This is a genomic window from Micromonospora sp. NPDC047730 (assembly GCF_043204765.1).
Classification (GTDB): Bacteria; Actinomycetota; Actinomycetes; order Mycobacteriales; family Micromonosporaceae; genus Micromonospora.
On record NZ_JBIDCU010000005.1, the window covers coordinates 385,283 to 409,339 of the forward strand.

Annotated in this window: 17 protein-coding genes and 2 tRNA genes; 10 read left to right on the plus strand and 9 right to left on the minus strand. The window is 73.0% G+C overall.

The features are described 5' to 3' along the window. Positions 1–67: 67 nt before the first annotated feature. From ACGF5G_RS15855 to ACGF5G_RS15865, 3 genes are all read left to right on the plus strand, one after another. Positions 68–1,237 carry an acyl-CoA dehydrogenase family protein gene (locus ACGF5G_RS15855; RefSeq protein WP_393263210.1) on the plus strand — a complete coding sequence of 390 codons (1,170 nt, stop codon included), beginning with the start codon at positions 68–70 and terminating at the stop codon, positions 1,235–1,237. A gap of 688 nt (positions 1,238–1,925) precedes the next feature. After that, positions 1,926–2,195: a hypothetical protein gene (locus tag ACGF5G_RS15860; RefSeq protein WP_350686327.1), complete on the plus strand. Its 270-nt coding sequence runs from the start codon at positions 1,926–1,928 to the stop codon at positions 2,193–2,195. Further along, positions 2,195–3,232, plus strand: a complete 1,038-nt coding sequence (locus ACGF5G_RS15865) for a hypothetical protein (RefSeq protein ID WP_393263212.1) — start codon at positions 2,195–2,197, stop codon at positions 3,230–3,232. The genes ACGF5G_RS15860 and ACGF5G_RS15865 overlap by 1 nt, the downstream gene beginning before the upstream one ends. A 46-nt stretch (positions 3,233–3,278) precedes the next feature. On the opposite strand, the gene ACGF5G_RS15870 is transcribed toward ACGF5G_RS15865, so the two are convergent. Then, complete coding sequence (locus ACGF5G_RS15870; protein ID WP_393263214.1) at positions 3,279–4,475, minus strand: hypothetical protein; 1,197 nt, start codon at positions 4,473–4,475, stop codon at positions 3,279–3,281. Then, positions 4,472–5,002, minus strand: a complete 531-nt coding sequence (locus ACGF5G_RS15875) for a SigE family RNA polymerase sigma factor (RefSeq protein ID WP_357450806.1) — start codon at positions 5,000–5,002, stop codon at positions 4,472–4,474. The genes ACGF5G_RS15870 and ACGF5G_RS15875 overlap by 4 nt, the downstream gene beginning before the upstream one ends. A 276-nt stretch (positions 5,003–5,278) precedes the next feature. Here ACGF5G_RS15875 and ACGF5G_RS15880 point away from each other — a divergent pair, with 276 nt between their 5' ends. Next, positions 5,279–7,570, plus strand: a complete 2,292-nt coding sequence (locus ACGF5G_RS15880; RefSeq protein WP_393263216.1) for a DUF4153 domain-containing protein — start codon at positions 5,279–5,281, stop codon at positions 7,568–7,570. 45 nt (positions 7,571–7,615) lie between these two features. Here ACGF5G_RS15880 and ACGF5G_RS15885 read toward each other — a convergent pair whose 3' ends face one another. Next, positions 7,616–8,425 carry a hypothetical protein gene (locus ACGF5G_RS15885; protein ID WP_393263217.1) on the minus strand — a complete coding sequence of 270 codons (810 nt, stop codon included), beginning with the start codon at positions 8,423–8,425 and terminating at the stop codon, positions 7,616–7,618. A gap of 572 nt (positions 8,426–8,997) precedes the next feature. On the opposite strand from ACGF5G_RS15885, the gene ACGF5G_RS15890 reads away from it, so the two are divergent. After that, on the plus strand, positions 8,998–9,837 hold the full coding sequence (locus ACGF5G_RS15890) for a hypothetical protein (protein ID WP_393263219.1): 840 nt from the start codon (positions 8,998–9,000) through the stop codon (positions 9,835–9,837). Here ACGF5G_RS15890 and ACGF5G_RS15895 read toward each other — a convergent pair. Together ACGF5G_RS15895 and ACGF5G_RS15900 are read right to left on the minus strand one after the other, a co-directional pair. Beyond that, on the minus strand, positions 9,803–10,282 hold the full coding sequence (locus ACGF5G_RS15895) for a DUF488 family protein (RefSeq protein ID WP_393263221.1): 480 nt from the start codon (positions 10,280–10,282) through the stop codon (positions 9,803–9,805). The genes ACGF5G_RS15890 and ACGF5G_RS15895 overlap by 35 nt on opposite strands. Positions 10,283–10,522: 240 nt before the next feature. Continuing rightward, entirely contained in the window at positions 10,523–12,172 is a 1,650-nt protein-coding gene (locus ACGF5G_RS15900; protein ID WP_393263222.1) for a hypothetical protein, read from the minus strand. Positions 12,173–12,474: 302 nt separating this feature from the next. On the opposite strand from ACGF5G_RS15900, the gene ACGF5G_RS15905 reads away from it, so the two are divergent. After that, on the plus strand, positions 12,475–13,056 hold the full coding sequence (locus tag ACGF5G_RS15905) for a GNAT family N-acetyltransferase (protein ID WP_393263224.1): 582 nt from the start codon (positions 12,475–12,477) through the stop codon (positions 13,054–13,056). A 319-nt stretch (positions 13,057–13,375) separates the two neighbouring features. Here ACGF5G_RS15905 and ACGF5G_RS15910 read toward each other — a convergent pair. The 4 genes from ACGF5G_RS15910 to ACGF5G_RS15925 all read right to left on the minus strand — a co-directional run bounded on the left by ACGF5G_RS15910 (position 13,376) and on the right by ACGF5G_RS15925 (position 17,226). Further along, positions 13,376–13,452, minus strand: a tRNA-Ile gene (locus tag ACGF5G_RS15910). A 148-nt stretch (positions 13,453–13,600) separates the two neighbouring features. Beyond that, positions 13,601–14,842, minus strand: coding sequence for an NAD(P)/FAD-dependent oxidoreductase (locus tag ACGF5G_RS15915; protein ID WP_393263226.1), 1,242 nt, complete (start codon positions 14,840–14,842; stop codon positions 13,601–13,603). Then, positions 14,832–16,952, minus strand: coding sequence for an MMPL family transporter (locus ACGF5G_RS15920; protein WP_393263227.1), 2,121 nt, complete (start codon positions 16,950–16,952; stop codon positions 14,832–14,834). The genes ACGF5G_RS15915 and ACGF5G_RS15920 overlap by 11 nt, the downstream gene beginning before the upstream one ends. Before the next feature lie 201 nt (positions 16,953–17,153). Next, positions 17,154–17,226: transfer RNA gene (locus tag ACGF5G_RS15925), tRNA-Asn, on the minus strand. Positions 17,227–17,497: 271 nt separating this feature from the next. Here ACGF5G_RS15925 and ACGF5G_RS15930 point away from each other — a divergent pair. From ACGF5G_RS15930 to ACGF5G_RS15945, 4 genes are all read left to right on the plus strand, one after another. Next, entirely contained in the window at positions 17,498–17,902 is a 405-nt protein-coding gene (locus ACGF5G_RS15930) for a hypothetical protein (protein ID WP_393263228.1), read from the plus strand. A gap of 278 nt (positions 17,903–18,180) precedes the next feature. Next, positions 18,181–21,510: a ThuA domain-containing protein gene (locus ACGF5G_RS15935; RefSeq protein ID WP_393263229.1), complete on the plus strand. Its 3,330-nt coding sequence runs from the start codon at positions 18,181–18,183 to the stop codon at positions 21,508–21,510. A 78-nt stretch (positions 21,511–21,588) separates the two neighbouring features. Continuing rightward, positions 21,589–22,662: a sugar phosphate isomerase/epimerase family protein gene (locus ACGF5G_RS15940; protein ID WP_393263231.1), complete on the plus strand. Its 1,074-nt coding sequence runs from the start codon at positions 21,589–21,591 to the stop codon at positions 22,660–22,662. 109 nt (positions 22,663–22,771) lie between these two features. Beyond that, complete coding sequence (locus ACGF5G_RS15945; protein WP_393263232.1) at positions 22,772–23,956, plus strand: ROK family protein; 1,185 nt, start codon at positions 22,772–22,774, stop codon at positions 23,954–23,956. The last annotated feature ends 101 nt before the right edge of the window (positions 23,957–24,057 follow it).

A 24,057-nucleotide genomic window follows, 5' to 3' on the forward strand; every position in this document is an offset into this window, starting at 1 on the left:
TGTCCCTGGCCCCCGGGTCGCCGACGGGTCCACCGTGGTGGGTGGGCCACGACGCGAGGAGGAAGCCATGGAGGAGCGGCACCGGGACCGGCTGGTCGGGGCGGTGGACGCGCTGGTCCCGGAGGTGTCCCGGCGGGCCGGGGAGATCGAGGCGGCACGGGCGCTCCCCGCCGACCTGCTCGACGCGCTCCGGGCGGCCGGCTGTTTCCGGATGTTCGTCCCCCGCAGCCACGGCGGGTACGAGGCGGACCTGCGCACCGGGCTGCGGGTGCTGGAGACGCTGGCGCGGGCGGACGGCTCGACGGGGTGGACGGTGATGATCGGCGCGGAGACGCCGCACCTGCTGGCGATGCTGCCGCGCGACCGGTTCGACAAGCTCTACGCCGACGGGCCGGACGTGGTCGTCGCGGGCGGCTTCGCCCCGCAGGGGCGGGCCGAGCTGGCCGACGGCGGCTTCCAGGTCACCGGCCGGTGGGCGTACGCGAGCGGTGCGCGGCACGCCGACTGGATCTTCGGCAACTGCGTGCTGACCGGGGACGGCGAGCCGCTGCCCGGGCCGGCGGGGGCGCCGCCGGAGGTGCGTTCGATGCTCTTCCCGGCCTCCCGGTTCACGGTGCACGACACGTGGCACGCGCTGGGCCTGCGCGGCACCGGCAGCCACGACGTCGAGGTGGCCTCCGCGTTCTGCCCGGCGGAGGAGAGCTTCGACCTGTTCACCGGCGCGCCCTGTGTGCCGGGGCCGGGCTTCGTGGCACCGCTGGTCCACTTCGTCCTGCACCTCGGCGCGGTGGCGGTCGGCATCGCGCAGGGCGCGCTGGACGACATGGTCGCGCTGCTCGACGGCGGCCGGCAGCGCCTCTACGCCCGGCAGTCGCTGGCCGACTCGCCCGCCTTCCGCCTCCAACTCGGCCGCGCCGACCTCGACGTGCGAGCGGCGCGGGCGTTGCTGCGGGACCTCGCCGACGACCTCTGGGCGGCGTGCGCCACGGACCCGGCGGCAGTCCCCGGGCTGCACCCCCGGATCTCCGCCGCCCTGCCGTGGGTGACCGAGCGGGCCGCCGCCGCGGTCGACACCTGCTACCGGGCGGCCGGCGGCGGGGCGGCCCGGGACTCGTCCCCGCTCCAGCGGCGGTTCCGGGACATCCACACCTTCAGCCAGCACGCGGCGGCGGCCGAGGGCTGGCTCGGCAACAACGGCGCCCGGGTGCTCGGCCGGCCGGTGGAGCTGGCCTACTGACGCCGAGGGCGGGGCCGGCCGTGTCGCCCGACCGGCCCACCTTCATCCCCCGGCGAGGCGCGACCGAACGCCCCGGACGCCGCCCGAGCGTTCCGGGACACCGCGCGGCGACCCGGACGCCGCGCGGTGAACCCCCCGCGCGGCGAACCGGCAGCGCCCGTCCCGGTCGGCGACGACACGCACGTCACAGTTCCACGCCGACCGCAGTCGTCTGGCCGACGGAACGGCGGTCGGGTAGCGGACAGGACGCCGGCCACCTCGGCGTCGCACTGTTGTAGCAGGTGAGAGGCGTAAGGATGGCGGGCCACATCCCATTCCTCGGGTCCGGCGGGGACAGCACCGTCCCCGCCGACGCCGCCACCACCGAGCCCGGCCCCGCGACGGCCCCGGCGTAACGCAGCGCCGACCGGCCCGCGCACCGCGAGGCCGCGCTCCGGCAGCCACCGTCCCGGGCGCCAGGGCCGGTGCCGCCTCACCGACACCGACGTCACCCACTCCGGCGGCCGTCGGGCCGCGCGCGGCGACCCCGAGCCGAGCGCGGTCGGCGAGTCGTACCCCGGGCCGGCCCCCGGCCGCGTCGTCGCGTGCCCGGCGGCCGGCCGTCGCCCGACCCCGATCCCCCGCAGCCGGACCGGCCGTGACCACGCGCCGGAGCCGGCCCGGCGACCGAGCACGAGAGGAGCCGGCAATGGCCGCTCCCACCGCGACCGCATCCCTGAACGCCTCGACCTACTCGCCCGGCGACCAGATGACCCTGACGGTCACCTACGGCGACGCCGACACGAAGCCGGTGACCGTCACGATCGTGGTCACCGACGCGCAGGGCAACAGCAGCGCCCCGGTCAAGGTCACCGCCGTCATCGACCCGCTCACCGTCACCGTCACCGACGACTCCGGTCGCACCTGGACCCGGCTGTCGGACAACGGCTCGGTGGCCGTCTACCGGGCGGTGGCGTGATGCCCCGGGTCACCGTCACGGTGCGCGACAACGGCGGGCGCACCGCCACCGCCACCGCCGACTACACGATCGCCGCGCCGGTGCTGGGCGGCTACTACCTCTCCGGCGGCGCCGACCCGACGGCCGACATGGCCGGCGGGAACTTCCGCTCGTTGACCCAGTACCGCAGCCTCGCCGACGGCTACACCTTCCCCGGCTACCAGCGACCGTGGCTGATCACGCTGGGCAAGGCCGGGGTGCGGATGAACATGGTGCTGGAGCTGAAGCACTACGGCGCGCCCAACTTCGGGCCGCAGTCCTTCACCGTGGACGGCGTCGCCTACACCGTCCCGGCGCCCGCGATGACCATCCAGCAGCGGCCCGACATCACCTGGCCCCGGGCGTACGGCTACAGCCAGGTCCTCGCCGGGCACTGCGACGGCCTGCTCGCCCGTGCCCTGTCCCAGTACCGGACCATGGGGTTCGGGGTGAACATCCAGCTCGCCTCCGAACTGGACACCGACCACGAGTTCGGCACCACCGAGGCGGGTGTCAGCTACACCTGGGCCCAGTCGGACGCCCGGGCGGTGCAGGCGATGACGTACATCGTGAACTGGTTCAGGGCGCGGCAGCTTCCCGCCGGCACCACCTTCTCGGTGGGGGTGGGCGGCTTCGACCGGGGCTGCTACCAACGCACCCACCCCGAGGCGCTGATGGCGAAACTCGACTTCCTCCAGTGGAACGTCTACGCCACCAGCCCCACGCACACGGCGCTGGCCCGGTTCCGCCGGACGAAGGACTGGGCGGTGGCCGACCTCGGCCCGGTCGCGCTCTCCCGGCCGGTGATCATCGCCGAGTGGGGCGTACGGGTGGCGGAAATCCCGGACCAGGCGGCCTGGATCGCCACCGTGCCGGCCGCGATCGCCCAGCTCAACGCCGAGCGGGGGCCCCGGATCGTGTGCACCAACTACTTCAACTCCGGCTGGGGCACGCTGTCGCCGAAGTCGGTTGGGCTGGCCGCGCTGCGGGCCGCGTACGCCACCCGGCCGTACGTCTGACCGGCCCGGCGGCGTCGGGTCCCCACCCGGCGCCGCCGTCGGCAGGTCAGCGGGGTGGCGGCCCGAGCAACCGGGCGAGGGCGGCGAGCAGCTCCGGCGTGGGCTCGCTGCCCCGGTGGTGCGCGCGGACGGCGCTGCGGCAGGGCGTGTGCCGGACCCAGAACTCGGCGGTGGCGCCGGTCGCGTCCGCCACGGTCACAATGTCGAACGCGACCGGCGCCGGGTAGCCCGGCCAGTCGCCGCAGTCGCTGGCCGGCACCGACCGGGCGAAGGCCGCGTTGAGCACCGGCCGGAGCGCGTCCGCCCCGTCGCGCCGGGTCTCCCGGCGCACCAGCCGGGCGTTCCCGCCGTCCACCACGTACCGGCAGGCGGCCAACGCGACCAGCGGGGTCATCAGGACGGCGTCGGGCCCGGCCTGGTTGACCGCGATCCGGTCGGGTGGCCCGGGGTTCGAGGGGGTCAGTCGGACCCGGTCGACCGGCATGCTCGTCGGGCAGGCAGGGGTGGCGACGGTGGCCGGGTCGGTGGCCGCGGCGAGCTGCGCCCGGTACCGGTCCAGGAACGCGCCGAACAGCCGGCGGTCCAGCCTTCGGCCGTGGCTGGCGGTAACCGCGACCGCGCAGTTGTAGTCGGTCCACACGGTCACCGGCTCCCGGTCGGGGTAGCGCAGCACGTAGGCGGTCTCCTCGAACCGGCTCATCAGGGTGCACCGCAGCCCCGGGTCGGTCGGGTCGGCCACACGGGGCTGCCCGTCCGGCCCGGTCCGCGTCGGTGGCATCGCGTTGATCGGGGGCATCGCGTTGAGCAGCCCGACGATCTCGTCGACCCCGACGGTGAGCACCCGGGGGCCGACGCGGTCCGCCGCCCGCGGCCCGCCACCGACCGGCACCTGGCAGGCGGTGACCTCCAGCGCGCCCGCCGGCACCAGCGGCACGTCGTCGCCGTAGCGCACCGCCTCCAGATCCGGCCGACGGCGGATGTCGTCGGGGCAGGCGGCCGCGCCGACCAGCCCGTCGGTGGCGACCGACGCCGGCCGGCGGCCGCCCCCGTCGCCGGCGACGAGCTGCGGCACGCCGACCGTCAGCCCCACCGCCAGGACCAGGGCCGCCGCCGAGCCGGCGGCCAGCCGCCGCCGGCGCCGGCGGACCCGGGAGCCGACCGCCGCCAACCGGTCCGGCGGGGCCGCCAGCGGCGGTACGGCGTCGGCGAGCAGCCGCCGGACGTCGGAATCGTCAGAACTCATGGCACGACCTCCCGATCGGTGAACAACCGCAGATCCGGGTCGGCGCGCAGGCTGCGCAGGGCGCGCGAGGACTGCACCTTGACCGTGTTGACCGAACAGCCCAGCACCTGCGCGGTCCGCTCCACGGACAGGTCCTCGACGTACCGCAGCACCACGATCGCCCGCTGCTGGCGGCTGAGCCGGGCCAGCGCGCGGCGCACCGCGTCCCGGTCGGCCGACTCGCCGGCCACGTCGCCGGTCCCGCACGTCTCCGGCGTCGTGGCGGCCGGCACCTCGCCCCGCCACCGCCGCCGCCACCAGGAGGCGTACGTGGTGAAGAGCGCCCGTCGCAGGTAAGCCTCGGGATGCCCGCCGTGGACGATGCCGGGCCAGCGTCGCCAGGCGACCGCAAGCACGGTCTGGAGCAGGTCCTCCGCCCGGCCGGCGTCTCCGGTCAGCAGCCACGCCGAGCGCAGCAGGGCGCCGGACCGGGCCGCCACGAACTCGGCGAAGCCCTCCGGTGGCGGCGGGTGCGGGCTGTCGGACATGCGTACCTCCCGCCAGGTGAACGCGGTGGCCGCGCCGGGAGGTTAACGCGGGTCCGTGCCCTTCGTGGCGGCGGCCCGCACACCCGGTTGGTTGCGCATTCTCGGAACGGCCACCGGCGCGATCCGCGATTCCGGCCTGACCACCCTGGGCGGCCGACCGCGCCGAGCATCCGGCATCACCTTTGCGTGCGGGGCGGATCGCGGAGCGTCCACCGGGCGGCGAGGGGATCGGGATCGGTCGTACAGTGTGCGGACCATTCGATCGAGGAGGGTCCCGTGACCCAGCCGCCACCGGTGCCGGGGTCCCCGGAGACCGCCGGGGGGCCCGCGAGCGCCGACGGTGAGAACCCCGGGCCCGCGACGCCGTACCTGCTCGTCATGCCGCCCGTCGACGGTGCGCCGCCCAGCATGGTGTGGCCCGGGGCGGAGGGCACGCCCGCCTGGGCGATCCCGGTCAGCATCCCGGCGGGCACGCGCGGGTACGCCGTGTTCATCCCGCTGGTGCCGGCCGCCGCCCCGATGCCGACGGGCACGGACAACGACCCGGCCGCCGCTCCGTCGACGCCGACGGGCGCGGACACCGACCCGGCCGCCGTTCCGTCGACGCCGACGGGCGCGGACACCGGCCCGGCCGCCACCGCCCCGACGCCGGCGGGCACGGACGCCCGCCCGCCCGCCGTGCCGCAGCGGCAGGCGGACGGGGAGGTCCGGCCGGCCGTCGTGCCGAGGCAGGCGGGCCCGGAAACCCGACCAGCCCCGACGGCCGCCGCCGACGCGAAGGGCTCGCCGTCGGCCGTCGAGCCGGCGCCGGAGGCCCCGCGTGCGGCGACGGCGTCCTCCGCCGGAAACCCGTCGCCCTCCCCTGCCGGTCCGCCGCCCGCCGTCGCCACCCCGGCACCTGCGGCGGGCACGCCGCCCCAACCGGCCGCCGCGCCGGCACCCGTCGCCACACCCACGCCGGGCGCCGCCCCGCCATCGGCCGCCGCCCCGCACAAGGCGCCGTACGGGACCGGTACGCCGGCCGCGTGGCCGGCGCCGTCCTGGGGCTACCAGCCGCCGCCGGTCCGGCCGTCGTTCCTCGAGACGCGGTGGCCGGGCCCGAAGGCGGCGCGGGACCGCTCCGTGCCGGCCGCCGTCCTCGCCGGGGCGCTGGGGCTGGCGTGCTTCGTGCCGCTGACCCGCACCGGCATCGGCTGGTTCCTGGGCTGGCTCACCCTGACCGTCGCGGTGGTCGTCGCGGTCCGCCGCACCGGCGCCGACCTGCCCCGCGCCGAGCGCTGGGTCCGCGCCGGCTGGGCGGGGGCCGCGCTGGCGCTGCTCTCGGTCCTGGCCTTCCGTAACGCCTGGTGGCTGGTGACGTTCTGCGTCCTCGGCGCGCTCGGCTGCGCGACCCTCGCGATCGTGGGCGGCCGGCTCGTACGCTCGATCCTGTTCAGCCTGGTGGCGGCGCCGTTCGCGGCGCTGCGGGGGCTGCCGTGGGTGGGCGGCCACCTCCAGGCCCCGGCGAGCCCCGGCCTGGCCCGTCGCGTCGTCGGGTCCGCCGCAGCCACGGTGGCCGCGCTGGTCGTCTTCGGCGCGCTCCTCTCGTCGGCCGACGGCGCCTTCTCCGTGGTGCTCGACGGGCTCATCCCCGAGGTCGACGCCGGCGCGAGGTTCGAGTGGCTCTTCCTCGCCGGCATCGGGGGGCTGAGCGCGGTCGCCGCCGTCTACACGCTGGCCGCACCTCCCGACCTGTCGACGGTGGACCGGCCCGGCACGCCCCGCCTCGGCGTCCTGGAGTGGGCACCGGTCATCACCGCGCTGACACTGCTGTTCGGCGGTTTCGTGGCGGTGCAGTTCACCGTCCTGTTCGGCGGCGAGCGGCACGTGCTGCGCACCGCGGGCCTCAGCTACGCCGAGTACGCGCGCAGCGGGTTCTGGCAGCTCGTCGTCGTCACGATGCTGACGCTGGCGGTGCTCGCCGGGGTGGCCCGGTGGGCACGGCGGGAGCGCCCGGTGGAGCGCCACCTGCTCCGGATCCTGCTCGGCCTGCTCAGCGCGTTCGGCTTCGTCATCGTGGTGTCGGCGCTGTCCCGGATGTACACGTACCAGAAGGTCTACAGCTTCACCGGGGAACGTCTCTTCGTGATGGCGTTCGAGCTGCTGCTCGGCACCGTCTTCCTGATGATCCTGGCGGCCGGGATCCGGTGGCGGGGAGCCTGGATCCCCCGGCTGACCGTGGCGCTCGCCGTGGCGATGCTGCTGAGCCTGGCCGTGCTCAACCCCGAGGACTACGCGGCGCGCCGCAACATCGCCCGCTACGAGCAGACGGGGAAGATCGACGCCTGGTACCTGCGGGCGCTCTCGGCCGACGCGACACCCGCCCTGTCCGGCCTGCCGGACCCGGTGCGCCGCTGCACCCTGAGCTGGATCGCGGGCGACCTGGAGGAGCCGGACCCCTGGTACGCCTGGAACCTGGGCCGGGTCCGGGCGCGTCAGGCGCTCGACCGGGTCGGGCCGGGCGCCGTCGGCGGCACGCGCGACTGCAAGGCCGCCGACCAGTTCGACCTGCCCAAGAGCCGCCGGTGACGGACCCGACGCCCCCGCCTGGCCGGGGGCGTCGGGTCGGCCGGGTCACCAGGGCTCGGGGATGCTGATCGCCACGCAGCGCTGGGTGCCGGGAATCGGCTGGTAGCAGGCGGACGCCTCCAGGTTGTTGGTCAGGTCGGACCGGTGGAAGGACGTGCTGCCACCATTGACACAGGTGCCGCCGCTGGTGGTCACGCTGCCGGTGACCTTGGCCGTGGCGCAGCCGACCGTGCCGGCGGTCTTCTCCACCGTGTTCAGCGAGGAGCGCTGGTCCGCGTACTGGTGGGCGCCGTAGCCGGTCAGCCGCACGCCGGGACGGGTCACCGTGTACTGGAACGCCGTCGAGGTGTAGTACGACCAGCTCGCCCCGGTGCCCACGGTCCGCAGCTCCGGGTCGGCCGACGAGCCGGGGACGAACATGGCGAAACCCTTGTCATGGGTGGTCGTGCCCGGGATCATCCGGTAGACGATCACCAGGAGCCCCTGGCTGTAACTGCCGGTGGAATAGGTCAGGTAGCTGCCGTTTCCGCAGGTGGTCCGGTCGGCGATGTAGCCGACGCCGTTGGCGTAGAGCATCACCCGGGCGCAGCGGGAGTCGGCGGCGGTGTCCTCGATGGTGCCGACCGTCGTGCTGGTGCCCGAGTTGTCGGTGGCGTACCCGGTCAGCCGCACGCCCGGCAGGGTGCCGGCGTACTGGTAGGCGCTGGGGTGGTAGTAGCTCCACGAGGCCGACCAGCCGCTGCCGGACGGCAGCGCGAACGCGGGTGAGGCGGGCAGCAGGGCGGCGACCAGTGCGGTGGCCAGGGCCGCGACCAGCATCGCGCCGGTCGACCGCCATCGGGGGTGGGTCCTCATCGCTCCTCCGATCTCCACGACGGGCGGACACCCGGCGTCAGGATCAGGTTGACCGAGGATGCCGACCGCGAAGACGGCTCAGTCCCGAAGCGGACAGCCGGATCGACGTCACTCACCGCTGTCGGCGCTTGTCGGCGGTGGCGGTCGTCGCCAGAGCGGCGGCGCCCCCTGGGTCGACGGCCATCGCACGGGCCGGCCTACGACCGCCGGTACGACCGGCGCGACGAGCACGCGGACGCCCGCAGGCTCGCTCGGCGTCGCCGCCGTCCTGGCCCAGCAGGTCATGCTCCCGGAGCCGGCGGAAAACGTTGGATCACGGCGCGATCCAACGCGGATCATCGAGGCTCACACGACGTTCAACTCCTGCGCCGACGCGCAGGCCTTCGCAGCGGGTCGCTGGCTCTCATAGCTGCAACTACAGCCGAGACGACTCCACAGCACTTGAACCACTCTTGCTTCACGCCACAAGCGGCACCCACGCGCTCTATGCCGATCCGTCTATCCCGTGAGAACCTGAATCCCTCGCGTGATCGCACGACTACCTACGGCTACCTCAGCTGCTGGAGGTGCGCATGACCCAGATGTCGCTCTTCGGTCCAGGCGAAGCCGGACCTGACCCGAAGCCAGCCGACGACCGCACCGTTCGGCTACAGCTCCTGGTCACGGTGAAGGCTGCACCGAACCCCTCAGAGAAGTACGGAGAGACCGTCTGCGTGGCCGGGCTACGGACGGACGTACTGAGACCGACGTGGGTTCGCCTCTACCCGATCAACTTTCGACATCTGGACAGCGACGAGGCGTTCAAGAAGTACGACATCATCTCCGTCGACGCCAAACCGGCACGGCAGGATCAGCGGCGCGAGAGCTGGAAACCGATCATGGACCGGATCCAGAAAGAGCGCCATCTCGACGGCTGGAGATCGCGACAGCCGTTGCTTGACCCGGCTGTCGAGGATTCGATGTGTCGTCTCAACCGCGAGGCTCAGGACCACGCAGACGCGCAATCCCTGGCACTCGTGCGCCCCAAGGAGGTTCGCGCTCTCAAGGTCACGCCGCACCCTGGCTGGACCGATGACGAGCAGCGCAAGATCGAGGCTTACGCGAGTCAGCCGGACCTCTTCAGCGGCCGGAGCAGATCCCCGCTACAGGCGCCCCGCTTCAAGGCGGCGTACCACTACCGCTGCCACGAACGCGGGTGCAACGGACACAGGCAGCACGTCATCGACTGGGAGCTGGTAGCGCTACAGCGTCGGCTCGCTGGCTACTCGGACGCCGCGCTTCGGGATGCGCTGGAGGCCAAGTTTCTGGGGGAGATGTGCGCACAAGACCGTGACGTCGCCTTCTACGTCGGCAACCAGGCCAAGCGCGTTCACGTCTTCAGCGTGCTGGGCGTGTACTGGCCGAAACGATAGGCATCCGGTCTTCGAGTGCGCGCATCACGACCTGGCGGTGACACCGGCTCTCATCCGCCTCGAAGCAGAGCAGCGCCACCAGCTCGCGTTGCGCCGTCTCGGCGAGCGCGTCGAGCGCTGCCAGGGACTCAGCGTGGTGCAGCCGAGAGGCGTACACCGCACGGGCGGATCGCAACTCATCGGGGTTGCCACCGAATCCGGGGCGGTTTTCCTTCGGGTTGCCAAGTTCCCGGCGGTGCTCGTACGCGATGCCCTGTGCGGCGAGCGCCTGGCTGAGGGCCGACTTGCTGAAGCCGCGCTTGCGAGAGATTGGCGTCATTCGGACATCGACTAGACGCGTGACGCCCATGTCCGCGAGGCCGATCACGAACTCATCGATGGAGCGGCCCTCGTAGCCGACACCCAGGATACCGACCCGGTGACTTACAGCTAAGGTAACGCTCATCGGGACACCCTTTCATGACTCGCCTGCCAAGACCATCGGGACGGCCAAGAAATGTGCCGCCCTGCACAGCGACCCGCTAGACAGTTCCTACATCTCGCCGCGCTGACGCTTCGCGCGCCCGTTCGCTGTCCCCATGGAGACGACCGTAGCCGCTGGCTCGGTGAAGCCCCGCGTACTTCTGAACACGGGACGGGGCCGGTCCCCGGGCGGAGACCGGCCCCATCGAAGCCACGGTGGGGGTTACCGGACCACGACGACGTGGCTGGTCCGCGCGTACAGGAACGTCTGGTCACCGTCCCACTGCACGGTGTAGGTGTACTCCCCGGCCGCGCCTGGCGTGTCGGTGAAACGGAAGCTCCCGTCCTCGGCCGGGGTCACCGCGGGGAGGTAGACCGTGGTGATGTCCTCGCCGTTGACGGTGCGCCACACCGTCAGCGTGGTGCCCGGGGTGAGCGGCCGCCCGGGGGCCTCCAGCACGCCGCTGAATCGGAGCTGCCGGCCGGTGCTGGCCGTGCTCGGCCCGGTGAGGCTCAGCGTGGACGGCTGCCGGGCCACCTCGACGGTGGCCGTCGCCTGACTCCAGCGGAAGGCCGAGTTGCCGTCCCAGAGCACCTCGTAGTGGAGGGTCCCGCCGACCGGCGGCGTGTCGGTGATGCTGAAGGTGCCGTCCGTGGCGGTAGTCAGCGGGGCGCGCGTCACACTGGTTCCGTCCGGGTGCCGGCGTGTCACCACAAGCGGCTGCGCGCCGGGCGCCGACCCGTCGGACAGGGTGAGCTGGCCGGTCACGGTGAGCGGTACGAGTGCGGTCCCGGTGGCCGGGGCGGTCGCGCTCACCGAGGACGGCGCCAGGGTGGCACCCCGCAGCCGCCACAGCGTGTAGCGCCCGGTGGACATCTCCAGCAGCACGGTGAACGCGTCGGTGCCGGAGAAGGTGAGCGCGCCCTCCACCACCTGGCCGGCCGGGTTGTCGGCGGTGTGCCGCTTCGTGGTCGTCGCCGCGTCGTACACCGCGATGCGGGGGCCGGCCAGCTCGATGCGGTCCCGGGAGGCGCGTGCGCCGACGACGTGGGCGCCGTCCGGGCTGAGGGCGACCGCGTGCGGGAAGCCGACGAAGGTGGGTTCCTCGCCGTACGCGCCGACCCTGGTCAAGCTGGCGGTGTCCCAAATGTCGTAGCGGTACGGCGAGTCGAACGCCGTGATCGCTCTCGAACCGTCCGCCGTGATGGTGATGTCCTTCAGGTACATGAAGTTGTTGTCGTGGCCGTCGATCACCCCACGGAGGGTGGCTGGGGTGGTGCTGACGTCGTACACGTACAGGTCGGCCGGGCTGATCCCGTTCTCGCCGGCCACCACCGTGGACCCCCCGGCGGCAAGCTTCGGCGGGCCGAACAGGCCACTGGCGATGCGGACCGGCTCCGGCGTCGGCGCGGACAGGTCCAGGCCCACGACACCGCCGCTCCAGCTGTTGGTGGGGCCGTGCCCGACCCAGAGGCGGTTGCCCGCCAGCGACACGTACGCCGGGTACGGGTATGCGGTCAGGTCGAACCGTCGGGTGACGGCGAGGGCGGTGGTGTCGATCTCAACGATCTCGTTCGAGGCGTTGAGCGCCGCGTAGAGGCGGCTGCCATCCGGCGTGACGGCCAGGCCGTGCGGTTCGGCGAGCCCGGTGACGGCGCCGACCGTAGTGCCACTCTCGTCGGTGACGACGATCTGATTGCTGGCGGAGATGAACAGCCGGCCGTTGGCGGCGGCGATGTCCTTGACGAACTTCACCCCCTGCAGAGCCGTGCTGGTGTCCGCGGCCTGGGCAGGTGCGACGGCGGCGACGAGCCCGGCCGCCGCGACCAGTGCCGACGCCAGGGCCGAGCGGGCCACTGTGCGGAACCGCATGAGCGGTCTCCCTTCGGTTTGATACCCCGTGATGCCCGGCGGTCCGGTGGCCTGTAGGCGGAGACCGGTGCCGGGCGGGCGGCAAGATCGCCGCCCCATTGATATAGGGCGATCTCTTCGCCGACGGCGTTACGCGGGGCACAGCGACCGATCGCTCACGGCGAACGGCACATCGTCGCGCTGGCGCATTGCGCGCCCGTTCGCTGTCGCAATGGCCGCGTAGGGCGCTCGCACCACGAGTAGCAGCATCCGAGGATCAGCCACCTGGCACGGGTTGATCGGCCACCAACACAGGAGGGAGCATGACGCCCATGTCGCTGCCCACCCCCACGCTGCACACCACTCGCCTCAGGCTGCGTCCCTTCGACGACGCGGACGCCGACGACCTGTTCGCGCTGCACAGCAGCGCCTACGTGCTGCGCTACTGGGACGCGCCACCGTGGAGCGAACGCGTACGCGCCGAGCGGTTCATCGCGGCCTGCCGGCAGATGGCAGAGGGGGGCACCGGGGCGCGGCTGGCCGTGGACCGCGTCTCCGACGGGGCGTTCATCGGCTGGTGCAGCCTGAACCGGTGGAATCCGGACTACCGCAGCGCGTCGCTGGGCTACTGCTTCGACGATGCAGCGTGGGGCCACGGTTACGCGACTGAGGCCGCCCGCGCTTTGCTGCGGTGGGCGTTCGACACGCTGGACCTGAACCGCGTCCAGGCCGAGACCGATACGCGCAACGTGGCATCTGCCCGCGTACTGGAGAAGCTCGGGTTCGTGCGTGAAGGGACGTTGCGGGAGGACTGCGTCGTGAACGGCGAGGTCTCCGACTCGTGGGTGTACGGGCTGATCAGGCGGGAGTGGCGCCCGTCGTCCGAGCCGGTTCCCGCCCGCTGAGTCCTCGCTCCCTCGCGGGAGGTCGCCCGGCATTCGGGTGCTTCGCTTCGCTGTGTCGGGGACCGGCACCGGCACCCGCCGCCGCTACGCGTCGAGCAGTTGGGTGCAGCAGGCGGCGGTTGCGTCGTCGTGGGGCTTGCCACGAGGCCGCTGGACGTGTGCGCGGGCCTGTTCGAGGACGACCCGGACCAGGTGGCGGATGCCTCGACCGGGCGGCGGGTCGTGCGGCTGCGGACCCAGTGCGGGCTGACGGCACGGCTCCGGCTCCTGACGCGGTGCGTCCGAGTCGCCGTTACCCTGCCTGACCAGGGGTTTTCCGTGGTGGGGCGGACGGGACTCGAACCCGTGACCGATCGATTATGAGTCGACTGCTCTAACCGGCTGAGCTACCGCCCCGGCACCGCGCCGGATCCTATCCCGCCCGGTCGATCACCGGCCAGCACGAAACCCTGGCTTCACCGCCCCGCGGTGGCGGCACGATGGGCAACGCGAGGATAACAGCGAGCAGCCGGCCCGCCGCGCCCCGTACCCGCCGATTCAAGCGTCAGGAACCCGCGCGCAGCTCCGCCAGTACGGCTCCGGCGGCGCGCCAGCCGCTGGCCAGCGCCCCCTGGATGGACGGGCTGTCCCGGTGGTCGCCGGCCACGAACAGGCCCTCCCCCAGCGCCACCGGCTTGCGCAGCCGCCCCTGCGGCGGCGGTGCGGCGGGCAGCGCGTCCGGGACCGACACGGTGGTCAGGTGGGTCCAGTCCGCCGTGGACCGTCCGTAGAGCCGGGTCAGCTCGGCCCGCACGGTCGGCTCGGGCGGCGCCGACGGGCCGACCACGGAGGTGGCGATCAGGTGCCGGCCAGCCGGCGCGTACGTCGGCGCGGCCCGGCTGACCACCACCGTGTTCGCGACGATCTCCCGCCGGTCGCCGTCGACGAGCAGGATCGGCTCGTCCAGCGGCGCCTCCTGCACGCTGTGGTAGTACGTCGTGTAGCTGTGCGTGCGTACCGCCGGCAGGGTCGGCAGCAGCGTGGCCGCCGCCGGCGGGTCGACGGCGACCACGACGGCGCGGCAGCGGATGTCGCCGGCCTGGGTGCGGACCCGGCCGGGCGCCACCGCCGAGACCGGGGTGTCCAGGTCGATCAGTTCGGCCGGCAGCGGGTCGGCGACGGCGCGGGGCAGCGCGGCCATGCCCTCGGCGGGCAGGCCGATCCGGCCCCGGGCGAAGGATCGCAGCACCATCGACAGCACGCGGCTGGAGGTCTCCAGCTCCCGTTCGACGAAGACACCGGAGAGGAACGGCCGCAGCAACTCCTCGATGATCGTGTCGGAGAGACCGGCGCGGCGCAGCGCGGTCTCGGTGGTGGTCTCGGGCGCGGCGAGCAGCCGGCCCTTCGGGAGGGTCGCGCAGCCGGTGGCGAGCGCGGCGAGGCGCAGCCGGTCGCGCAGCGACCCGACGCCGGCCAGGGCGGTGCCGGGCGCGCCGGTGGGCTCGCGCAGCGGGTTGACCAGGCGGGCGAGCCGGTCGCCCTTGCGCACCAGCACGCCGGAGGTGAAGTGGCCGAGGCGCAGCCGGTCGACGTCGAGCAGGGTGCCGAGCCGCGGATAGGCGGTGTTGAGCACCTGGAAGCCACGGTCGATCAGGTAACCGTCGACCGCGTCGGTGGCCACCCGGCCGCCGAGCCGGCCGCCGGCCTCCAGCAGCCGCCACGGCACGCCGGCGCGGTGCAGCCGCCGGGCCGCGGCCAGGCCGGCCAGGCCGCCGCCGACCACGACGACGTCGGTCTCAGCGAGCATCGCGCGCCTCCCGCTCACCGTTCGTCCGGGACAGCCGGCCCGGCCACCAGAGCTTCGGGCCGATGTCGTACGCCAGCGCGGGCACCAGCAGCGAGCGGACGACGATGGTGTCGAGCAGCACCCCGACCGCGACCGCCACGCCCAGCTCGACCAGCACCACCAGCGGCAGAACGGCGAGCGCGGAGAACGTCGCGGCGAGCACGACCCCGGCGGAGGTGATCACGCCGCCGGTGACGGCGAGCCCGGTCAGCACGCCGGCCCGGGTGCCCCGCCTGACGGACTCCTCGCGGACCCGACTCATCAGGAAGATGTTGTAGTCGATGCCGAGGGCGACCAGGAAGACGAAGGCGAAGAGCGGGAACGAGGTGTCCACGCCGGGGAAGTCGAGGACGTGGCGGAAGATCAGCGCGCAGAGGCCGAGGGTGGCGGCGAAGCTGAGCAGTACGGTCGCGATCAGCAGGATCGGCGCGAGGAGCGCCCGCAGCAGCAGCGCCAGGATGATCGCGATCACCGCCAGCACGACCGGGATGATCACGTTCCGGTCCCGTGTCGAGGCGTCCGACGTGTCCACGTTGATCGCGGTGAACCCCCCGACCACGGAGTCCGAGCCGGGCACCGCGTGTACCGCCGCCCGCAGCTCCCGGACGGCCCGCTCGGCGCCGTCGCTGTCCGGCGGGTCGGCGAGCGTCGCCTCCAGTTGCACCCGGCCGTCGACGACGGTGGGCGGCGCGTTCGGGTCGGGCGGGCCGGTCCGGTGGGCGGTGACGGGCCGGACGGCGGCCACCCCGGGCACGCCGCGGGCCGCGTCGGCGACCTGCCCGGCGGCCTGCTGGTTGGTGAAGATGGTGGCGGGGCTGCCGGTGCCGGCCGGGTAGTGCCGGGCGATCACCTCCTGGCCGGCGACCGAGTCGGTGCGTTCGGTGAACAGGTCGGACTGCCCGAGCGTGGTCGCGCCGAGCTGGGTCAGTCCCAGCGCGAGCACGGCCAGCGCGAGGGTGGTGAGCACCCAGACGGGCCGGGCCCGCCGCGCCACGAAGCCGGCGATCCGGCTCCAGATGCCGTGTTCGGTACGCGGGTCGGCCTGGTCGGGCCGGGGCCGGCGCGGCCAGAACGCCCACCGCCCGCCGAGCACCAGCAGGGCGGGCAGGAAGGTGAGCATGACCAGCAGGGTGGCGGCGATGCCGATGGCGGCGACCGGGCCGAGCGCCCGGTTGGAGTTGAGGCTGGACAACAGCAGGCAGAGCAGGCTCACGATCACCGTGCCGGCGGAGGCGACGATCGCCGGGGCGGCGCCCTTCCAGGCGGTCCGCATCGCGTCCCAGGGGCGCTCGTGCCGGTGCAGTTCCTCGCGGTAGCGGGCGACGAGCAGCAGCGCGTAGTCGGTGCCGGCGCCGAAGACGAGCACGGTGAGGATGCCCTGCGCCTGCCCGTTGAACTTGATCACGTCGGCGTCGGCGAGCAGGTAGACGAAGACCGCGGCCAGCGCGAAGGACATCCCGGCGGCGAGCAGCGGGAAGATCCACAGGATCGGGCTGCGGTAGACGACGAGCAGGATGACCAGCACCACGCAGAGGGTGACGGCCAGCAGGGTGCCGTCGATGGCGGAGAAGACCTCGATGAGGTCGGCGAGCAGGCCGGCGGGCCCGGCCACGTCCACGGTCAGCCCGTCGCGGTCCCCGCCGGCGATGGCGCGCAGTTCCTCGACGACCGTGCCGATCCGTTCGCCATCGGCGTCGTCGATCGGCACCACCACCTGGAGGGCCTGCCCGTCCTCGCTGGGGATCGGCGGCGGCAGCGGGCCGACCACCCCGGGCACCTGGGCGAACCGGGTGGCGTCGGCAGCCGCCCGCTGCGTGTCGGCGTCGGTGATGCCGCCGGCGCGTTCGTAGACCACCAGCGCGGGGGTGGTCTGCCGCGCGACGAACCGTCCGGCCATCTCCTGCGCCCGGGTCGCCTCCGCGTCGTCGGGCAGGAACGAGGCGTTGTCGTTCGTGGCGACCTCGCCGAGCCGGCCGGAGAACGGCCCGGCGACGGCCCCGACGACCAGCCACGCGAGCACGACCGCCACGGCGACGAGTGTGATCCTGCCGTGGCCTCCTCTTCCGGGCATCCGCACCCACCCCAAGAATCGACGCACCGATCGACGCAGAGGGAGTCCAAGTCGACACCGACCATCCTGCCGGGCGGGAGCGCCCGCGGTGGCGGAAACCGGGCGGCCGGTGCGGGGCGAAGACACCGAGCCGGCGGCGGTCGGCGGGAGCACGGAACGACGAACGCCCGCCGGCGGGGCCGACGGGCGCAGGTGTGGAAGCTCCCCCGTTTGGACTCGAACCAAAAACCTGCCGGTTAACAGCCGGCTGCTCTGCCAATTGAGCTACGGGGGACCGCTGCGTCGTCCGGTGCGGATCTCCCCGCGCCGTGCGACGGGGACAAGAGTACAGGACTCCGGGGGGTGTTGGTCCAGGGGGTTACCCCTGCGACCCCTGCCCCGCGGACACGACAATAAACCAGACAAATCGTCATCACGGCACAAGGAGGCATGAGCGGAGAGCAGGATGGGTAGTTAGCTGCGGACAGAGGAGACAGGCGCGATTTGGTCGCCTCCGGCGGGGTAAGCCGCCGGACGACGGCGCGTCAGGTACGGAAGGAGCCGCCATGCGCGGAAAGATCATGTTTCTTGGCGGGCTGGCTGCGGGATTCGTCCTGGGCGCCCGTGCCGGTCGGGAGAAGTACGAGGAGCTGGTGATCCGGGGCCGCAAGGTGCTCGACCACCCGACCGTCCAGGAGGCGGCCGGCGTCGCGCAGGCCCAGGCGACCCGCCTCTACAGCGAGGGCAAGGACAAGCTCGGCCAGTCGAAGCTGGGCGAGAAGCTGAGCAGCAACGGCAACAAGCAGGAGCTGACCGCCGCCGACGACGCGTTCGCCGGGACGCCGGCCACGGTGGGGGCGAAGGCGGGCTCCGGCTCGTCGGGCACCGGCTCGACCTCCGGGTCGACGTCGGCCACCACCACCCCCCGCAGCAAGCCGTCCGGCTCGGGCGCCAACAACAGCACCCTCTGATCGCACCTTCGCGCGGGCCGGTCGCCAGTTGGTGACCGGCCCGCTCGTGTGCGTACGGGCACGTCACGGCCGCCCGGTCCCATCCCTGTGGCCACTTTCGCCAATTGAAGCGAAAGTTCTGCCCGTCCATCGAAAACTTCCGCCGCCAACCTCTTCACTTTGGTCCGAGGCGCAAATATCGTCCTGCGTAGAACCTGGCCAGGCTCTTGGTACCCCCCGCGACCTCCTCAGCGACGTCCCGGCGCTGAGGCGGACCCGCCCGACCAGAGCGAGGTTCGATGCGCAGACCGATCGGCCGAAGGGCCGCCACCTACCTCAGCCTTCTCACCCTCGTCGGCGCGACGCTCGTCGCGACCGCTCAGCAGCAGCCGGCACCGGCACTCGCCGCCCCGGCACCGACCAGCAACGGCATCGAGTACAAGGTCCTCGTCTTCACCCGGTCGGCCGGTGGCAGCCACACCGCCACCGCTGCCGGCGTCGACGCGATCCGCCAGCTCGGCAACGACCGGCGCTTCACCGTCGAGGTGACCGACGACGCCCGCAAGTTCGACGAGGCGCACCTCAAGCAGTTCCGCGCCGTGGTGTTCCTGAACACCTCCGGCGACGTCCTCGCCGACGACCAGCAGGCCGCGTTCGAGCGGTACTACCGCGACGGCGGCGGCTTCATCGGCGTCCACTCCGCGATCGAGGCCGAGCCGGGCTGGTCCTTCCTGGACGACGTGCTCGGCACCCGGGCGGTGGGCGCCGCCACGGCGGCGACCCCGGCCACGGTCACCGTGGCCGACCGGGTGCACCCGGCCTCCGCGACCCTGCCGGAGCGCTGGGCGCACACCGACCGGTGGTACAACTTCGCGGCCAACGTCCGGGGCGTCTCGCACGTCCTGGCCACCGTGGACGAGAAGACGTACGCCGGCGGGTCGATGGGCTTCGACCACCCGGTCACCTGGTGCAAGGACCACCAGGGCGGCCGGTCCTTCTACACCGGGCTCGGCGCGACGCCGGAGAGCTTCGGCAGCACCGACCTGCGGGCCCACCTCGGCGGCGCCATCCAGTGGGCGGCCGGCGTGACCGACGGCGACTGCGGCGCCACCGTCCTGGCCAACTACCAGATGACGGTGATCGGGGCGCAGCCCAACGTCAACGAGCCGATCGGCTTCGACGTGCTCCCCGACGGCCGGGTAATCCAGACCGACCGCCGTGGCGGCGTACGCCTGCACGACCCGGAGAGCAACGAGACCACCGTGCTGGCGCAGATCCCGGTCTACACGCACAGCGAGGACGGCATGTACGGGCCGGCGATCGACCGGGAGTTCGCCACCAACCGCTGGGTCTACCTCTTCTACGCGCCCCCGCTGGACACCCCCGCCGGCGGCGCGCCGACCACCAGCACCGACCCGGCGACCTGGGAGCGCTGGAAGGGGTACTTCCAGCTTTCCCGGTACAGGTTCGTCGACGGCGAGACGCCCTCCCTGGACCTGGCCTCCGAGCAGAAGATCCTCCAGGTGCCGGTCGACCGGGGAGCCTGCTGCCACGTGGCCGGCGACATCGCCTTCGACTCGAAGAACAACCTCTGGCTGGTCACCGGCGACGACACCCCGGCCGGCGGCGGTGGCTCCGGCGGCTTCTCCCCGCACAACGACTCGGTGAGCGCCACCGGCGTCTACCAGGCGCCCTTCGTGGACGCCCGGCGCAGCTCCGCCAATACCAACGACCTGCGCGGCAAGATCCTGCGCATCTCGGTGCAGGCGGACGGCAGCTACACCGTGCCGGCGGGGAACATGTTCCCCGAGGCGGCGGACCCGGGTGACAAGACCCGCCCGGAGATCTACGCGATGGGCTTCCGGAATCCGTTCCGCATCACCCTCGACAAGAACGACGTCGCCTACGTCACCGACTACTCCCCCGACTCCTCGACCGCGGCGGTGGGCCGGGGACCGGCGGGCACCGGCCGGATGATGGTGGTCGACAAGCCGGCGAACTACGGCTGGCCGATGTGCGTGCAGCCGAACCTGCCGTACATCGAGATGAACTGGACCACCAGCCCAATCTCCCCGGTCGCGCCCTTCGACTGCGCGGCGCCGCGGAACACCTCGCGGCACAACACGGGCCTGACCGACCTGCCCGCGGTGGAGAAGTCCGAGCTGTGGTACTCGTTCCAGGCCCCGACGCCGTGCCCGGAGTCGTACCTGTCCACGCCGACGCAGACCTGTCCCGTGCTCTTCCCCGAACTCGGCACGGGCGGCGTGGGCCCGCACGGCGCGGCGAAGTACGACTTCGACCCGGAGCTGAGGTCGGAGACGAAGTTCCCCGCGTACTTCGACGGCGCGATCTTCTTCGGCGAGTTCACCCGGGACACCCTCAAGGAGGTCCGGCTCGACGCCCAGGGCGACATCCTGAAGATCAACAATGTGCTGAACTGCGGGCAGGCACCCACCACGCCGGCCAAGCCGTTCCTCTGCGACAACCCGATGGACATGAGGTGGGGCGCCGACGGCAACTTCTACCTGCTGACGTACGGCGACGGGTTCTTCAACGTCAACCCGGACGCCGCGATGCTGAAGTTCAGCTACGTCAAGGGCCTGCGGGCACCGAACGCCGTGCTGAACGCAACCCCGACCAACGGTCACGCCCCGCTGACCGTCGCCTTCTCCAGCGAGGGGTCGAAGGACCCGGACCCGGCGGACTCCATCTCGTTCGCCTGGGACTTCGACGGCAACGGTACGACCGACTCGGTCGACCCCAACCCGACGCACACGTACACGGTCAACGGGGTCTACACCGCACGGCTCACGGTGACCGACTCCAGCGGCAAGAGCGCGTCGGCGAACACCACGATCACGGTGGGCAACACCGCGCCGACGGTCACCGTACACACCCCGATCGAAGGCGGCTTCTTCGACTGGGGCGACGACATCCCCTGGTCGGTGACGGTCACCGACCCCGAGGACGGGCCGGTCGACTGCGCCAAGGTCGAGGTGACCTTCGTGCTCGGCCACGACGAGCACGGCCACGGCGAGGCCAACCAGTTCGGCTGCTCCGGCGTGCTGCCCACGGAGGCCGACGACGCCTCCCACGGCGGCTACATCTACGGCGTCGTCAGCGCCTCCTACACCGACCGGGGGGCCAACGGGCAGCCGGCACTGACCACGGTGGACCAGCAGATCATCCAGGACAAGCGGCAGCAGGTGGAGTTCGCCCGGGACCAGTCCGGGACCACCGTGGGCACCAGCGCCGACACCGGTGGCGGGCAGCAGCGCGGCAGCCTCGACCCGGGCGACTGGATCGCGGTCAACAACACCGTGAACCTGACGAACATCCAGTCGGTGACGCTGCGTACCTCCGGTGGCAGCGCCGCCACCGTCGGGCAGCCGCGCTTCGGCGTGGAGTTCCGGCTCGACTCGCCCACCGGGCCGGTGGTCGCCACCGCCACGGTCAACGCGACCAGCGGCAACAACGCCTTCACCAGCACCACCGTGCCGATCACCGACCCGGGCGGCACGCACCGGCTCTACCTCGTGTTCACCACCGTCCCCGGCGGCCCGACCAGCGGTTTCGGCAACCTCAACTGGATCGGGTTCACCGGCCAGGGCATCGGCGTCGCACCGTAGCCGCCGCCGTGCCCGGGCCACCGCCGGTGGCCCCCGGCCCGGAACCGCCCTCTCCAGCATCGAGAAAGGCAGCAACACATGAACGACAGTCAGCACGGGATGAGCCGTCGCCGCATGCTCGGCGCCCTCGCCGGCGTGGCCGGCGCGGCGGCCGTCGGCGCGACCGGACTCGCCCCCGCCGCCGGCGCCAACGGCAACGGCCTGCTCGTCCCGGCCGGCAAGCGGGGCATCATCCTCTACAGCGTCCGGGACCGGATCGGCGCCGCCCCGGACACCAGCGGAGTGCCGTACGGCTTCGAGCGGGTGCTCGCGCGGCTCGCCGAGATCGGCTACAAGGAGGTGGAGTTCGCCGGCTACAACCAGCACACCTCCATCCTCGGCCGGCAGATCACCGCCGCGGAGATCCGCAAGATCCTGAACGACAACGGGCTGCGCGCCAACGGATCACACGCGTCCATCCCGAGCGTCATCAACCCGACCACCCTCGCGGCCTTCGAGCAGCAGCTCGACATCGCCGAGACGCTGGGCATGACGCACATCGGCACCGGCAGCGACCCGACCGGCAGCAACTACAAGACCGACTGGGACGCCGCCGCGGAGCGGTGGAACACCCTCGGCGAGCTGGCCGCCGCCCGCGGGCTGAAGCTGTACACGCACAACCACGACGCGGCGTACAACTTCCTGCTCGACAGCGGCCCGCTGGACGCCCTGGGCCGGCCGACCCGCTCCTCCGGCGTGCGGAAGCTGGAGTACTTCATCGGGCTCACCGACCCGGCGTACGTGTGGTTCGAGATGGACATCTACTGGGCGCACGTGGCCCAGCACCGGTTCCGCAGCTACACCGACCCGGACGGCGTGACGCGGACCGACGTCTTCGACCCGCTGGCGACCGTGGCGGCCCAGCCGATCCGGTTCCCGCTGTTCCACGCCAAGGACGGAGCGTTCAACCCGGCCAGCAGCGCCGGGTACGACATGGTGCCGCTCGGCCAGGGCGACATCGACTACGGCGGGTTCTTCGCCAACATGGGCGCCAAGGGCTACCACAACCCGATGTGGGAGCAGGACAACGCACCGGGCGGCACCACCGACCCGGGCCGGTCGCTGCGCTACGCGGAGCTCAGTTTCCAGCACATGTCGGGTCTGCGGGGCTGACGGACCCGACACGCACCTGGGGGCCGCGTCCGGGACGACCGGGCGCGGCCCCGCGCGCCACACGCCGGTAACAGCGCCGTGGAAGACTTCAGGCCGGGAGGTGATGGCGATGGTCCTCGTCCGGCCTGAGAACGCGTACCAGGCACGGCTGGTCCGGCTGCTGCGCGACGACGGTCCCCGCTCTCGGGTGGAGCTGGGCGACGCGGTGGGCCTGTCCCGGTCCAAGCTGGCCGCGGAGGTGGACCGGCTGGTCGAGCGGGGCCTGGTCGAGACCGCGGGGCCGGCGGCGTCGCGCGGCGGTCGCCGGTCCTCGATGCTGCGCGTCGCCGGCGGCGTGCGCTTCGCCGGCGTCGTCGTCGGCGCGGACCGGATCACCGTCACGGTGACCGACGGCGAGTTGACCGTGCTCGCCGAGGTCGCCGAGCCGATCGACGTCCGGGTGGGGCCGGAGCCGGTGCTCGGCCGGGCCGTCGAACTGGTCGGAAAGCTGCGGGCCGAGCTGGGTCTGACCCAGCTCACCGGGGTCGGCGTCGGCCTGCCGGGGCCGGTCGACTTCCCCGAGGGCACGCCGGCCTCACCGGCGGCCATGCCGGGCTGGCACCGGTTCCCGGTGCGGGAGGCGTTCGCCGCCGAGCTGGGCTGCCCGGCCCTGGTCGACAACGACGCGAACGTGATGGCGCTCGGCGAGAAGCACGCCGGGGTCGGGCGCACCTTCGACGACTTCCTCTACGTCAAGCTCGGCACCGCGATCGGCTGCGGGCTGGTGCTCGGCGGCACGCCCTACCGGGGCGCGACGAGCAGCGCCGGGGACATCGCCCACCTGCCGCTCACCGAGGACGGGCCGAGCTGCGCCTGCGGCGAGACCGGCTGCCTGGAGGCGTACTGCGGCGACCGCGGGCTGGTCGGCGCGGCGCTCGCCGCGGCCCGCGCGGGCCGGTCCACGGCGCTGGCGGCCCGGCTGGCCGAGGCGGGCACCCTCTCCGTGGCCGACGTCGCCGCGGCGGCGGGCGCGGGCGACGCGGCCGTGCAGGCCCTGGCCCGGGACGCGGCCCGCCGCCTGGGCCAGGTGCTGGTCGGCCTCGTGAGCTTCTTCAACCCGGGCATCGTCATCATCGGGGGCGCGCCGGCCGGGCTGGGCCACACGCTGCTGGCCGAGATCCGTGGGGTGGTCTACCGCCGGTCCGCGCCGCTGGCCACCGGCACCATGCCGATCGTGCTCTCCGACCTCGACGACCGCGCCGGAGTGGTGGGCGCGGCGCGGCTGGTCAGCGACCACCTCTTCTCGGCCGGCTGACGGGGGCCGACCGGCGGCCGGCCCCCGGTGCGGGCCGTGTCCCCGCCGCGGACCGAGCCCCCGCCGCGGACCGAGTCCCCCGCTGCCGCACGCGGCCGTGA